At 61.7% G+C, this 13525-nt stretch carries 15 protein-coding genes; 10 read left to right on the top strand and 5 right to left on the bottom strand.

The genetic code is table 11. From position 1 onward, the window contains the following. Nucleotides 1-4: 4 nt before the first annotated feature. The gene (locus BLW50_RS31030) at nt 5-469 is read right to left on the bottom strand and encodes a hypothetical protein (RefSeq protein WP_244544501.1); all 465 of its coding nucleotides are present in this window, start codon (nt 467-469) and stop codon (nt 5-7) included. On the opposite strand from BLW50_RS31030, the gene BLW50_RS09590 reads away from it, so the two are divergent. Next, nucleotides 356-1030 (top strand): LysR substrate-binding domain-containing protein, encoded by a 675-nt coding sequence (locus BLW50_RS09590; RefSeq protein WP_244544457.1) that lies wholly within the window; start codon nt 356-358, stop codon nt 1028-1030. The genes BLW50_RS31030 and BLW50_RS09590 overlap by 114 nt on opposite strands. Here the strand turns inward: BLW50_RS09590 and BLW50_RS09585 are convergent. Both BLW50_RS09585 and dctA read right to left on the bottom strand, forming a co-directional pair. Further along, a complete protein-coding gene (locus tag BLW50_RS09585) occupies nt 1027-1653 on the bottom strand; it encodes an outer membrane protein (protein ID WP_090708943.1) in 627 nt (208 codons plus the stop codon). The two genes, BLW50_RS09590 and BLW50_RS09585, sit on opposite strands and share 4 nt — an antisense overlap. A 72-nt stretch (nt 1654-1725) precedes the next feature. Beyond that, the gene (gene dctA, locus BLW50_RS09580) at nt 1726-3036 is read right to left on the bottom strand and encodes a C4-dicarboxylate transporter DctA (protein ID WP_090700862.1); all 1311 of its coding nucleotides are present in this window, start codon (nt 3034-3036) and stop codon (nt 1726-1728) included. Nucleotides 3037-3196: 160 nt separating this feature from the next. Between dctA and BLW50_RS09575 the strand changes: the two genes are divergently transcribed. From BLW50_RS09575 to BLW50_RS09545, 7 genes are all read left to right on the top strand, one after another. Then, nucleotides 3197-4225, top strand: a complete 1029-nt coding sequence (locus BLW50_RS09575; protein ID WP_170850078.1) for an LLM class flavin-dependent oxidoreductase — start codon at nt 3197-3199, stop codon at nt 4223-4225. Between the two features lie 123 nt (nt 4226-4348). Further along, on the top strand, nt 4349-6136 hold the full coding sequence (gene aspS, locus BLW50_RS09570; protein WP_090700859.1) for an aspartate--tRNA ligase: 1788 nt from the start codon (nt 4349-4351) through the stop codon (nt 6134-6136). 22 nt (nt 6137-6158) lie between these two features. Beyond that, nucleotides 6159-6890 (top strand): class I SAM-dependent methyltransferase, encoded by a 732-nt coding sequence (locus BLW50_RS09565; protein WP_170850077.1) that lies wholly within the window; start codon nt 6159-6161, stop codon nt 6888-6890. A 3-nt stretch (nt 6891-6893) separates the two neighbouring features. Then, entirely contained in the window at nt 6894-7679 is a 786-nt protein-coding gene (locus BLW50_RS09560; RefSeq protein WP_090700853.1) for a glycosyltransferase family 2 protein, read from the top strand. Between the two features lie 74 nt (nt 7680-7753). Further along, nucleotides 7754-8398, top strand: a complete 645-nt coding sequence (locus tag BLW50_RS09555) for a glutathione S-transferase family protein (RefSeq protein ID WP_090700851.1) — start codon at nt 7754-7756, stop codon at nt 8396-8398. Nucleotides 8399-8525: 127 nt separating this feature from the next. Further along, nucleotides 8526-9227: a cysteine hydrolase family protein gene (locus BLW50_RS09550; protein WP_090700848.1), complete on the top strand. Its 702-nt coding sequence runs from the start codon at nt 8526-8528 to the stop codon at nt 9225-9227. A gap of 260 nt (nt 9228-9487) precedes the next feature. Further along, nucleotides 9488-10444, top strand: a complete 957-nt coding sequence (locus tag BLW50_RS09545; RefSeq protein ID WP_090700845.1) for an amidohydrolase family protein — start codon at nt 9488-9490, stop codon at nt 10442-10444. A 22-nt stretch (nt 10445-10466) separates the two neighbouring features. Here BLW50_RS09545 and erpA read toward each other — a convergent pair whose 3' ends face one another. Further along, nucleotides 10467-10826, bottom strand: coding sequence for an iron-sulfur cluster insertion protein ErpA (erpA, locus tag BLW50_RS09540; protein ID WP_090700842.1), 360 nt, complete (start codon nt 10824-10826; stop codon nt 10467-10469). Between the two features lie 75 nt (nt 10827-10901). Here erpA and BLW50_RS09535 point away from each other — a divergent pair, with 75 nt between their 5' ends. Continuing rightward, entirely contained in the window at nt 10902-12134 is a 1233-nt protein-coding gene (locus BLW50_RS09535) for a deoxyguanosinetriphosphate triphosphohydrolase (RefSeq protein WP_090700839.1), read from the top strand. A 53-nt stretch (nt 12135-12187) separates the two neighbouring features. Beyond that, complete coding sequence (locus BLW50_RS09530) at nt 12188-13312, top strand: YihY/virulence factor BrkB family protein (protein ID WP_170850075.1); 1125 nt, start codon at nt 12188-12190, stop codon at nt 13310-13312. Nucleotides 13313-13334: 22 nt separating this feature from the next. Here BLW50_RS09530 and BLW50_RS31240 read toward each other — a convergent pair whose 3' ends face one another. Continuing rightward, nucleotides 13335-13469 (bottom strand): hypothetical protein, encoded by a 135-nt coding sequence (locus tag BLW50_RS31240; protein WP_280141456.1) that lies wholly within the window; start codon nt 13467-13469, stop codon nt 13335-13337. Nucleotides 13470-13525: the final 56 nt, after the last annotated feature.

The following is a 13525-nucleotide window of genomic DNA, read 5'->3' as shown; positions in this document are numbered from 1 at the left end:
GGTTCTATGCGAAGCGGGAACCCGCAAGCCGGGGGACATGATCACCATTTCTAATATATTGAAAATGTTCATTTTTGATATATGATATAGCAGAAAATGATAGCTGGGTGGCATGGACCTCCTCTCTCTTCGTTATTTTGTCGAAATCGTTCGGCAACGCAGCCTTTCGAAAGCCGCCATATCGCTCGGCCTCGTTCAGCCAGCCCTCACGCGGCGGATCAAGCTTCTGGAGGAGCAACTCGGCGCGGAACTTTTGATGCGGCATCGACGCGGCGTCGAGCCGACGGAAACCGGTCTTCTGGTTCTCGAGCGGGCGGAGCTCATGCTGCGCATATCCGAGCAGCTTGAAGCCGAAGTGCGATCGCAAGCCGCGGAACTGATTGGGCAGGTAGGACTTGGCTTTCCGCCATCGATAGGCATTCTTTTCGTCGGCAAGATTTTGTCCGATTGCATTGCGCGTTATCCGCATCTCAAGCTCTTCCTTCAGGAAGATTTTTCTCCCGCTGTTCGCGATGCGTTACTGTCTGGCCGCATTGACATCGGCATCATGAGTTCCGAGGCTCAACATCCCGATCTCGTCGGCGAACCGCTTTTCACCGAATCCATGTGGCTCATCGGTCGGCCCGAGGATTGGCCCATTAAGGGGCGGCGGCTCGGCCTCGACAAGCTCGATCGCTTGCCGATCGTGATTGGCAGTTTTACGCGGTTGCTGTTGGAACGGCTTCAGGCGCGTTCGAACTTTCAACTCCGCGTCGTCGCGGAGGTTGATTCCCTCACGACGGCGATCGGCGCCCTGCGCGCCGGCGCAGGATTCCTCGTCGTTCCCTTTTCTTCGGTTGATCGCGAACTGCAGAAGAAGGAACTTGTTGGCGCTCCCATCGACGGCTTTGCGATCACGCGAAGTCTATTCCGCCACCGTGATCGGCCGCCAACCCGAGCCAGCACGGCTTTGACCGGCCTGATTCACGACGAGGTTTCACGCCTGATCTCTTCCCAGCCAGATGTCTTCCGCCGTTTCCGCGCTAGCTAGCGGAGCGGGGAGCCGGTGACGCCTGCTTCGACCCCAATGGTCAGCTTGTCGGTGACCGCCCATTCGACACCGACGCGCGCATCAGGTCGCACCGTGAATGTGTTGCGGTTAAAGGGCGACGAGAAATTGGTGGCGCCGAAATGCAGCGTCTCGTTGATCGCGGCTGCGCCGATCTTGGTGTAGACGAGGACATTGTTCGCCGCCAGGAAGCCGGCCTTGAACTGCACCGCGCCGGCGAAGTCGCGCGTGTAGGCCGCCATGCCGAAGCTGGGCGTGCCATAGCCACCCACCGGCGGCATATAGTCGACGGCTCCGACCACCCCGTAAACGAACTGACCATCGCGCCACATCTTGCCGCCCTCAAGGCCGATTGTCGGTCCCGAGTAGGTGCCGAAGCGCTTTGAGGAAGACACCTGATAGCCCATCGACATGCGCCCATAGGAGCCCTCGAAGGGGCTGACTTCGGCTGGGTCGTATCTCGGCCAGGCGAAGACGGGCAGGGCGTTGAAACCTGTGAAGGTCTGCGCATGGGCGGGCGGAGCCGCCAAGAGGCTGAAAAGGATGAGAAACGCTGCCGGACTCAGCACAGCGGCGGATAGACGCGAATTTGCGAGTGCGCTCATAGGCCCATTATAGCGCACCGAAGGAAACGGGGAAAGCGCGGCCGTTTTGATGCCAAAAGGTCGCAGCACGGCTCAAATGTCGTCGAGCAATGCGTGACCGGACAGCGCGTTCTCCAGTTGCTTCGTGTCGAGAGCGTTTTCCCATTTCGCCACGACAATTGTGGCGACCGCATTGCCAATGAGATTCGTCGGGGTGAGCCCTTCGGACATGAAACGATGAATGCCCAGGACCAGCGCGACGCTCGTGACAGGAATGGTGCTGGACGAGGCCAGCGTCGCCGCCAACACGACAAAGGCCGCGCCGGCAACGCCGGCCGCGCCTTTGGAGGTAAGAAGCAGGATCAGCAGCAATCCGATCTGCTGCGAAAGATCGAGGGACGTATTCGTCGCCTGCGCCAGGAACACGGTCGTCATGGCGAGATAGAGACAGGTGCCGTCGAGATTGAAGGAATAACCGGTTGGCACCACGAGGCCGACGACGCTTTTCTCGCAGCCCGCCGCTTCCATCTTCTTGATGAGGCGCGGCAGCACCACTTCCGATGACGTGGTCGCCAGGACGATCAATATTTCTTCCCAGATGTAGCGAAGCAGTTTGAGCAGGCTGAAGCCGCAGAAATAGGCGATCGGCCCGAGTGCGCCGAATATGAAGATCAGGCAGGTGAGATAAAAACTGCCGAGCAGCCAGCCGAGTGATTGCAGCGACCCGAGACCAAAGCGCCCGACCGTGAAGGCGATGGCGCCGAACGCGCCCAAGGGTGCCGCCCACATGACGATTTTGACGATGCCGAAAAACATCTGCGACGCCGTATCGATCAGATCGATAATCGGTTGTGCGCGCTGCCCCATCCAGGCCAGGGCAAAGCCACACAGAACCGCGATGTAAAGCACTTGAAGGACTTGTCCCTCCACGAAAGCGCTGACAAACGAGTTCGGGATAATGTTGAGAAGGAAGCTGGTAATGTCCGTATTGTGCGTTTGCACGATGTAGTGATCGACCGTTGATGTGTCGATCTTCGACAGATCGACATTCATGCCAACGCCGGGTTTGAGCAGGTTGACGGTGACGAGCGCGATGATGAGCGCCACCGTCGTCATCACCTCGAAATAGAGCAGGGCCTTGATGGCAACGCGCCCGACCCGCGCCATGTCCGACATGCGCGCGATCCCATGCACGACGGTGCAGAAAATCACCGGGGCGATGATGACGCGGATCGCCTTGATGAAAGCGTCGCCCAGCGGTTCCATTTTGGCGCCCAGCTCCGGCTGCCAGTAGCCGAGCGCCACGCCGGCGATCGTGGCCAAGAGCACCTGAACCCAAAGCTGGGCGTACCAGGGGCGCACGCGACGGACAGAAGGAACCTCGTGTGTCGATCCAGCATCCATCTTCCGACACCCATCTTCATCGGCGCTCCGCAAGATGATGCGCCGTTGCTTCTACAGCAATCTCTACGCTGCCGAAGGGCACGGCAAGGGCAAATCGGGGGCTCGCCTAGCCCTTGCCGGCTGTGGCATGATGGCTCCAAACGAGAGGAAACGAACCATCATGCAGTTCGGCATATTCGATCATCTCGACAACGACCATCTGCCGGTCGGCGCCTTTTACGAGGAGCGCCTGCGCCTGCTCGAACTTTATGACCGTGCCGGCTTCTATTGCTGGCATGTGGCCGAACATCACGCCACGGCGCTCGGCATGGCGCCCTCGCCAAATCTGTTTTTGGCCGCGGCCTCGCAGCGCACGAAGCGTTTGCGCTTTGGGCCCATGGTCTATGCGCTGCCGCTTTATCATCCGCTGCGCCTGGCCGAGGAGATCGCCATGCTCGACCAATTGTCGGGTGGCCGTCTCGACATGGGGTTTGGGCGCGGCTCGTCGCCGGTCGAGATCGAATATTTCGGCGTGCCGGCGCAGGAGACGGAAGCTATTTATCGGCGCAACCTGCCGCGCGTGCTGGAAGCGCTCGCCACCGGCCGCATGCATGTGCCCGAGCTTGATCCGGAATACCGTGACATCGATCTAAGGGTGTTGTCGCTGCAGAAGCCGCATCCGCCCGTCTGGTACGGCGTCCACACCGAGGCCAGCGCCGAGCGCGCCGCCCGCAATGGCTGGACCATCCTCAATCTCGACGTGAAGGCCGATATCCAGACCTGCAACCGCATCTTCCGTGAAGTCTGGGCCCGCGAACAGGCCGGCAAGCCGCTGCCGCTGATGGGGCTCGGCCGTTTCGTCGTCGTCGCTGAGACCGACGATCAGGCGCTCGCCATCGCCCGGCGCGCCTACCTGCGCTGGCATGACGGTTTCACCTTCCTGTTCCGCAAGCTCGGCCGCAGCATGACCCACGCCCGCCCGCCGACTTGGGATGGGCTAGTCGAGCAGGGCCGGGGCATGGCCGGCGCGCCGGAGACGGTGCGGGCCTATCTGAGTGAGGAATTACAGGCGACGGGCAGCAATTACTGCGTGCTCCAGCCGGCCTTCGGGGACCAGACATTTACCGAGGTGGCGGCGACGATCGAGCTGTTCCGGGCCGAAATCATGCCGCATTTGCGCACTCTGGCCACCGTGCCGGCCTCCGCCTAGCTGTGGGGGCGGGCCCCGGTTTCCGCCGATGCCCTTTCCCCGGCAGGCTTTTTCCCCTAAACAGCCCGCTGATTTGCCGCCCGGCAGCCGCCGGGTGCTCCTTTACGTTCGAGATCCTTGAAAATGCATCGTTATCGCACGCATACCTGCGGCCAACTCCGCGTTACCGACGACGGTGCCGAGGCCCGCGTTTCTGGCTGGTGCCACCGCATCCGCGACCATGGCGGCGTGCTGTTTGTCGATCTGCGCGACCATTACGGCATCACCCAATGCGTGGTTGACCCGGATTCGCCAGTTTTCAAGCAGGTCGAAACCTTCCGCGCGGAATGGGTCGTGCGTCTCGATGGCAAGGTGCGCAAGCGCCCCGCCGGCACCGAAAACAACGACATGCCGACGGGTCTGGTCGAGCTTTACGTGACCGATGCCGAGGTTTTGGGCACGGCGGCGGAACTGCCGCTGCCGGTGTTCGGCGATGTCGATTATCCGGAAGAGACGCGGCTGAAATACCGCTTCCTCGATCTGCGCCGCGAGCGCCTGCATCGCAACATCATGCTGCGCGGTCAGGTGGTCGACAGCATCCGCCAGCGCATGAAGGGGCAGGGCTTCAACGAATTCCAGACGCCGATCCTGACCGCGTCCTCGCCGGAAGGCGCGCGCGACTTCCTCGTGCCGTCGCGCATTCATCCCGGCAAGTTCTACGCGCTGCCGCAGGCGCCGCAGCAGTACAAGCAATTGCTGATGATGGCCGGCTTCGACCGCTACTTCCAGATCGCGCCCTGCTTCCGCGACGAGGATCCGCGCGCCGATCGGCTGCCGGGTGAGTTCTATCAGCTCGATATCGAAATGAGCTTCGTCACCCAGGAAGACGTGTTCGAGGCGATGGAGCCGGTGATCCGGGGCGTGTTCGAGCAGTTCGGCGAGGGCAAGGCTGTCACGCAGAAATTCCCGCGCATTCCCTTCGCCGAGGCGATGCAGAAATACGGCTCCGACAAGCCGGATCTGCGCAACCCGATCATCATGCAGAGCGTCAGCGAGCATTTCCGCGGCTCGAACTTCAAAGTGTTCGCGCGCATGCTCGAAGACGCGAAGAACGAAGTGCGCGCCATTCCCGCGCCTGGCGGTGGTCAGCGCACCTTCTGCGATCGCATGAACTCCTGGGCGCAGAGCGAAGGCCAACCGGGCTTGGGCTACATCTTCTGGCGCGACAACGAGGGCAAGACCGAAGCGGCCGGCCCGATCGCCAACAACATCGGCCCCGAGCGTACCGAAGCGATCCGCCAGCAGCTGAACCTGAAGGCGGGCGACGCGGCCTTCTTCGTCGCCGGTGACCCCCAGAAGTTCGCGACCTTTTCAGGCAATGCGCGCACGCGCGTCGGCAAGGACCTCAACCTGATCGATGAGAACCGCTTCGAGCTGGCATGGATCGTCGACTTCCCGATGTATGAGTGGAACGAGGACGACAAGAAGGTCGACTTCTCGCACAATCCGTTCTCCATGCCGCAGGGCGGTCTCGAGACGCTGCAAAGCCAGGACCCGCTGACCATCAAGGCGTTCCAGTACGACATCGCCTGCAACGGCTATGAGCTGGCCTCAGGCGGCATCCGCAACCATCGCCCCGAAGCGATGGTGAAGGCGTTCGAGATCGCCGGCTACAGCGAGCAGACGGTGATCGACCGCTTCGGCGGCATGTATCGCGCCTTCCAATATGGCGCGCCGCCGCATGGTGGCATGGCCGCTGGTGTCGACCGCATCATCATGCTGCTGGCTGGCGAACAGAACCTGCGCGAAGTGGCGCTGTTCCCGATGAACCAGCGTGCCGAGGACATCCTCATGGGCGCGCCGTCGGAAGCAACGACCAAGCAATTGCGCGAGCTGCATGTCCGCCTCAACCTGCCGGAGAAGGGCGCGTGAGCGCGAAGCCCGGAGTAGGCGCATGAGCGCGAAGCCAATGTCGATGAAGGTCGCGACGCGTTATGCGATCGCGGCCTTGCGCGACTACCGCCAGTTTGGCTCGCGCCAGCTGGAACGCGATTGCCCGATCTGCGGCTTCCACGGCATCTTCGTCGCCGCCGCGCGGCCGCCGCGCTGGAACAGCCGCTGCCCGTCTTGCGATAGCCGCGAGCGCCATCGCCTGGCGCATCTGCTTTATCAGAAGCTCGGCATCGGACCCGGCCAGAATCTCGCTGTCCTGCATTTCGCGCCGGAAGTCTTCATGATCGAACGCATGAAGAATGATCCGGGCTATGTGACCAGCGATCCGAAAATGGCCTATGCCAAGCTGAACGAGGACATCCAGGCGATTTCCTTCGGCGATGAGGCTTTCGATCTCGTCATCGCCCATCACGTGCTCGAACACGTGCCCGATGATGCCAAAGCGTTTTCGGAAATCCGCCGCGTGCTGAAGCCGGGCGGGCGCGCTATCCTGTCGGTGCCGCAGAACTGGGCCCGTGAGACGACGGTGCAGGAGCCCTCGATCACCGGCCGTCGCGAACGCGCCGCCGCCTATGGCGCGATCGATCATCTGCGCTATTACGGCCGCGACTTCGCCGACAAGCTGCGTCTCGCTGGTTTTGCGGTTGAGACCTATCGACCCGAACCGCTGGATGAGATGCGGATGTCGCTCGGCTTTGACGACGCCATCCACATCGCCACCAAGCCGGCCTGACCCATGGCGGGATCGCCTCCATCTTGGTCCCCGCCCGATGCTTCAATTCGGACGCGGGTGTCCTGCTGCATCATCGCGTTCAACGAGGCTGATCGCATCGCGCGCACCATCGAGTCCGTGCGTGGCCTCGTCGATGAAGTCATTGTCGTCGACTCCGGCTCGACCGATGGCACGCAGGCGCTGGCCGAAGGTTTTGGCGCGCGCGTGGTGCATCGCGATTGGGAAGGCTACGGGCCGCAGAAGCGTTTTGCCGAAGAGCAGGCGCGCAACGATTTCGTTTTGAATCTTGATGCCGACGAATGGCTGTCGGAAGAGCTGCGCGCCGAGCTGCGCGCCATCCTCGTGCAGGAGCGCATGCCGGCCGCGTCGTTTCGCATGCGCATGACCATGGTCTATCCGCATCACGAGCGGCCGCACATCATGGCCGACAGCCATAACTACATCCGCCTATATGATCGCACCAAGACACGTTTTGCGGCGTCCATGGTGCATGACACGGTCGAGCCGACAGCTGATGTCATCCAGCTCAAGGCGCCGGCCTACCACCAGTCGTTCCGCTCCATCGCCCATCTGGTGCGCAAGGAGATCGGTTATTACGAATTGCAGAAACGCGAGAAGACCAAGAACAAGGCGCTCCTGGTTCTGCGGGTCTTCACCGAGATTCCCTGGCAGTTCTGCAAATTCTATTTCATCCGTGGCCACATCTTCGGCGGCTTCTACGGCTTCATCCTGTCGGTGGCCGTTGCCTTCATGCGCTGGACACGCATCCTGGTTTTGCTGGGCTATTGATCCTCTGCTGCCATAAATTGGCAATTGCCATGGGCTAGAAGCAGGGTGTTCCGCAGCCCCCGGAGGAGTACGCCATGGATCGCAAGATAATCTTCTATCATTCGCCGCATACCCGCTCAGGCGGCACGCGGGTCCTCCTCGAGGAACTCGGCGCGGACTACGACATGCATGTGTTGAGCCTGCGCGCCGGCGAACAGCGGCAGGCCGATTATCTCTCGATCAATCCGATGGGGAAGGTGCCGGCCATCGCGCACAATGGCGCGCTGGTGACGGAGCAGGGCGCCGTCTACCTCTATCTCGCTGATCTCTATCCGGAAGCGGGCCTTGCGCCGGCTATGGGCGACCCGTTGCGCGGGCCTTATCTGCGCTGGCTCTTCTTTTACGGTTCCTGTTTTGAGCCGGCGTTGGTCGACCGCGCCATGCAGCGTGAGCCGGCACGGCCCTCCATGTGCCCCTATGGCGACTATGACACGACGATAAAGACCGTGACCGACCAATTGGCCAAGGGGTCTTATCTGCTAGGCGAAAAGATCACGGCGGCCGATCTGTTGTGGGGCACGGCGCTGCAATGGACGACGTCCTTCAAACTCATACCTGAGACTCCCGTCGTCATGTCTTATATCGAGCGCATCGCTTCCCGGCCCGCGGTGCAGCGTGCCACCGCCGCCGACAATGAACTCGCGGCCCAGCAGGAAGCTGCTGCGAAATCCGCCTCGTAGGATCTAAGTGGCGGATGGGCCTTGGCCCGTCCGCCAAATCTTTTGATTACGCCCTTGGCTTCCGCTGTTTCTCACGCCTATGCTCGTGCTCGCACGTGTAGAGCCCGAGCAACAGGGAGCCAGTCGAATGCATAAAATTGCTATCGATGCCGACGCATTGGCCTATGGGAGGACGCTGCGTGATGGTCGCGAACGGGTGTTCGACAGCCTCGACCTGCAGCGCACCGCCCATATCATCGTCGACATGCAGAACGGCTTCGTCGAGCCCGGCGCGCCGGTGGAAGTGCCGACCGCACGCGAGATCGTCGACAACATCAATGCCATCAGCCGTGCCGTGCGCGCCGGTGGTGGCATCAATGTGTTCCTGCAGATGACCATGACGCCCGAGTCGCGGCAATCGTGGTCGAACTGGTCTTATTTGAATAGCAAGGCTAGCGGGCCAGGAATGGGGCAGGCCTTCGCGCCGGGCGCGCATTTTTGGGAGTTGTGGCCAAAGCTCGACGTGGTGCCGCAAGATCTCAAGGTCAACAAGACGCGCTTCGGTGCCTTTGTGCCCGGCGCGTCGGATCTGCACGAGGTGTTGCAGAAGCAGGGCGTCGACACTCTGATCATCACTGGCACGCTGACCAATTGCTGTTGCGAGTCGACCGCGCGCGACGCCATGCAGATGAATTACAAATTGGTTTTCGTGGCTGACGGCAATGCCGCGCTCACCGACGCGGCGCACAACGGCACCCTGTCGAACATGGCGATGCTGTTTGCGGAAGTGATCGACACCAAGGCAACCGTCGATCTCGTCGCCAGCTCGCACAGGCTTGCCGCTGAATAGCGGGCAGTGGACCTGACCTGATGAGGCAGTGAAAGGCTAGTCCGCGTGCACAAAGCGGACCGGCCGGATTTCGGCTGCGTCGCCAAATTTCGTCAAGACGCGATCTGGCAGAGCGCGGGCCGATTTATCGAAAGGACCCAAACCTACAATTTGAGAGCGGCCCTAAGTTTTTGACATTCATCTTAGTTGTTGTTCTCTTGGCGATCGCCGGAAGTAAAAAAGCTCAGAGCGAGCGAACATGGTCGGGGAGGGCCGCAGGCATGGTGATAGATTTCCACGCACACTTGATCGATCCAGCGGTCTATGCGGAGACTCGGGCTTGGAGCATCTTTGCGATGACGCAGGATCCTGCCCGCGAGGCATCGGTAAACAAGCGCCTCGCCGACATCGACGACCGCGTCGCGGCGATGGATCGTATGGGCGTGGACATGCAGGTTCTTTCCTCGAGCCTTGTTCATCAAGGTACGTACAACGCGCCTCCCGCTGACGGCCTTCGGCTCGACCGCCGCATGAACGATCGCATTGCTGAAGCCATTGCGTCGAGGCCTGAACGATTTTGTGGCGTTGGAAGTGTCCCGTTGCAAGCGCCCGATCTTGCCGTTCAAGAGTTGCGGCGCTGCATGGAGGAGCTCGGACTGAAAGGCGTTACGATTTCGACGTCCGTCGGAGCTCTTGAGATTGGCGATGTTTCGTTACGCCCGTTTTGGGAGGCGGCGGAGGCGCTGGGCGCGGTCATCTACATCCATCCCGCCGGAAATCATGATCAACGATTCCGCAAATACGCGCTCTGGAATTCAATCGGCCAGTCCTTTGAGGAAGCAATGGCCATCGGCTCGTTGTTTTACGAGGGGATTCTTGACGCTTATCCGAAACTGAAAATCGTTGTCTCCCATGGCGGCGGATACATGCCGTATTATATCGGCCGCATTGCAAGGAATTATCTGGAGAAGCCGGCGACGCGCATCAACATGTCCAAGCCGCCGATCGATTATCTCCGCATGCTCTATTACGACACGTGCGTCTACGACAAGGCGACGTTGGAGCACCTTGTTGAGATTGTTGGCGCAGATCGCCTGGTGATGGGTTCGGACTATCCGGTGGGCGATGAGGATCCCGTAGCGGTCGTGCGCGATTGCAAGGCCTTGGATAATGCCCTCGTGCCGGCGGTCCTCGGAGGAACAGCGAAAACGTTGCTGGGCTTGGACGCCTCCCGCTGATCGGGCGGCGTCCGTATTTGCTCTAGACCGAGAAGCTGACGCCGCAGCCGCAGCTGGCGCTGACGTTGGGGTTGTCGATCTTGAAAGACTGGCCGATCAGATCGTCGACGAAATCGATCCGCGCGCCTTTCAGGAAATCGACCGACACCGGGTCGACCAGCACGCGCACGCCATTCTTCTCGATGACCAGGTCGTCGTCGGCTTTGGCCGTCTCGATCTCGAAGGCATATTGAAAGCCCGAGCAGCCGCCACCCTTGACCGCCACCCGCAGCATGGCGCCGTCGGGTTCCTTGCTCAGGATCTGCGAGACGCGTTTGGCCGCGCGGTCCGTCACAATCGGGAGTGCGGCGTCGGCTAGGGTTGATTCGGCGTTTTCAGACATGGTCCTGCTTTCAGCACGTTAGGCGGTCTTACCGCCCCTTGCGCTTGATCGGACACAAGATATAGGTCCAGACTGATGGCGATTCAATGGACAGCGGACCGGATAGCGGATGTGGAGCGGGATCGGGCGCCCTGGGCGGCTCTGTCCAGCCGCAGCCGTGGCCGGCTTTTCCCCGAAAAATCCTCTCCGACGCGCAGCGAGTTCCAGCGCGACCGGGACCGGATCATTCACTCGACGGGCTTCCGCCGTCTGGCGCATAAGACGCAAGTCTTCGTGCCGCACGAAGGCGATCACTATCGCACCCGGCTGACCCATACGATCGAGGTGGCGCAGATCGCCCGCGCTTTGGCGCGAGCCCTTGGTCTCGATGACGATCTCGCCGAGGCGCTGGCCCTGGCGCACGATCTCGGCCACACGCCCTTTGGCCACACCGGCGAGGATGCGCTGGAAGCGGCGATGGCTGATTACGGTGGCTTCGACCACAACGCCCAGGCGTTGCGCCTGGTGACGCGCCTGGAGCATCGCTACGCCGCTCACGACGGTCTCAATCTCACGTGGGAAACGCTGGAGGGGCTGGTCAAGCACAATGGCCCGCTGCTCGATGGCAGCGGCGCTCCGCTGGCGCGCTATGCCAAGCGTGGTGTGCCCCTGGCGATTTTGGAATTCGATCGACAGTTCCCGCTCGACCTGTCGCAATATGCCTCCGCCGAAGCGCAGGCGGCGGCGGTTGCCGACGACATCGCCTACAACGCCCATGATATCGATGATGGCCTGCGCGCCGGTCTGTTCGATCTGGCGGCCTTGGCGCAGGTGCCGTTCATCGGCGAACTGCTGGCCGAGATCAACGCGCTCTATCCGGGTCTCGAACAGACGCGGGTCGTGCATGAGTTGGTGCGCCGCGTGATCACCCGTTTCATCGAAGACGTGATCACCGAAAGCGCCAGCCTGCTCGAAGCGTCCCATGCCGCGAGCAGCGCGGACGTGCGCCGGCAGGGCCGCACCCTGGTGCGCTTCTCCGCCGCCATGGCTGAAACCGAGCGGGCGCTGAAGAAGTTTCTGTTCGCGCATATGTATCGCCACCCCAAGGTGATGAAGGTGCGTGACGAGGCGACCTCGGTCGTGCTGGCGCTGTTCCTGCGCTTCTTCACCGCGCCAGCCGACATGCCGCCGGAATGGGCGCAGGCGGCGCAGGGTGTCAGCGAGGAGCGGCGGGCGCGGCTGGTCTGTGACTATATCGCGGGCATGACGGACCGCTACGCCGTGTCCGAACATATGCGATTGTTCGGACACGCGCCGACATTGCGCTAGATTTGGCGCTAGATTGCGACGAGTCGCCGTCCGGGCGACGACGGAGAGCGGATTTGGCGCTGGGTCTGAAGAGGGCGCTGGCAGGTGTAGCGGGGGCGGCGGCCGCGGTCGGCGTGGTCGCCTTGGCTGGTGGCCGGGCGATCACCTCTCGCTGGCGCAGCGACGACACGCCTGATCCCGACACCATACCGCTGCCGGCGCCGCTTCCGCCCGATCCGGAGCGCTTGTACGTGGCCGAACGGCCGCAGCTTTTGACCCGGCGCGGCTGGTTCGAAGTGGTCCAGGTCATCTATGCCGACATCGGCCGCGACCGGCTGTTCCTGATCGCGGCGGGCGTCGCCTTCTATGCGCTGTTGTCGATCTTTCCGGCGGTCTCGGCGCTCGTGTCGATCTACGGCTTGTTCGCCGATGCCAAGACCATTGTCGACCAGATGGGTGAACTGGCCTTCATCCTGCCGCCGGGCGCGGTCGACATCATCCGGGGCCAGGCCGAAGCCATCGCCAGCGGCTCAAGCAGCAGCCTCAGCGTGTTGGCCATCGTCTCCCTGCTGATTGCGCTGTGGAGCGCCAACGCCGGCATGAAGTCGATGTTCGACGCCATGAACCTGATCTATGGCGAAGACGAGAAGCGCAGCTTCCTGCAGCTCAACCTGCAATCCTTTTTCTTTACGCTCGGCGGCCTTGGCATCTTCGTCGCCACCATTGCTATTCTGCTGGTGGTGCCGTTCCTGCTCAGCTTTGTCGAGTTGCAGGACAAGTTCCCATCGGGCTTTCGGATTCTGCGCTGGCCGGCGCTCTTCGTGGTGACGGCGGTCTTCCTGACCCTGCTCAACCGCTATGGCCCGAGCCGGGTGCCCGAGGCGGCCCGCTGGGCGATCTGGGGCAGTGTGTTCGGCGCCGCCGCCTGGATCGCCATGTCGATCCTGTTTTCCTACTACCTTGGCCATTTCGGCAATTACGCCGCGACCTATGGGTCGCTGGCGACCATCGCCGGCCTGATGATGTGGCTGTGGCTGTCGGCCCTGGTGGTGCTCATCGGCATCGAATTGAATGCCGAGCTGGAGAAACGCACCTCGCGCTGGGAAAGCGAACGCGAATACGCCGCCGCGACCCAGGAGGCCATGCGGCGGCGTCAAGAACTGATGCGGTCGAGAAAAGAGACCAAAAAAGAAAAATGAGCCGGGGATCTGACTCCGGGGACTAGACCCGGCCGAGGCCGCCGCGCAGGAACGGAACGACGTTCTCGAGGACGGCATAGATGCCCGCAAAGCCCAGCGTGGCGACAATGGCGAAGCCGACGAACGTCATTTCACGATAAAGATCAAACTGCGGCATGAACGGGACCTCCCTATATGTGTTTGTCCCCTGTTAGACTAATCCATTGCCGGAGC

It is taken from the genome of Beijerinckia sp. 28-YEA-48 (assembly GCF_900104955.1).
Taxonomy (GTDB): Bacteria; Pseudomonadota; Alphaproteobacteria; order Rhizobiales; family Beijerinckiaceae; genus Terripilifer.
Note: the sequence above shows the minus strand (reverse complement) of the source record. Positions and strands in the feature narration are given on the sequence as shown.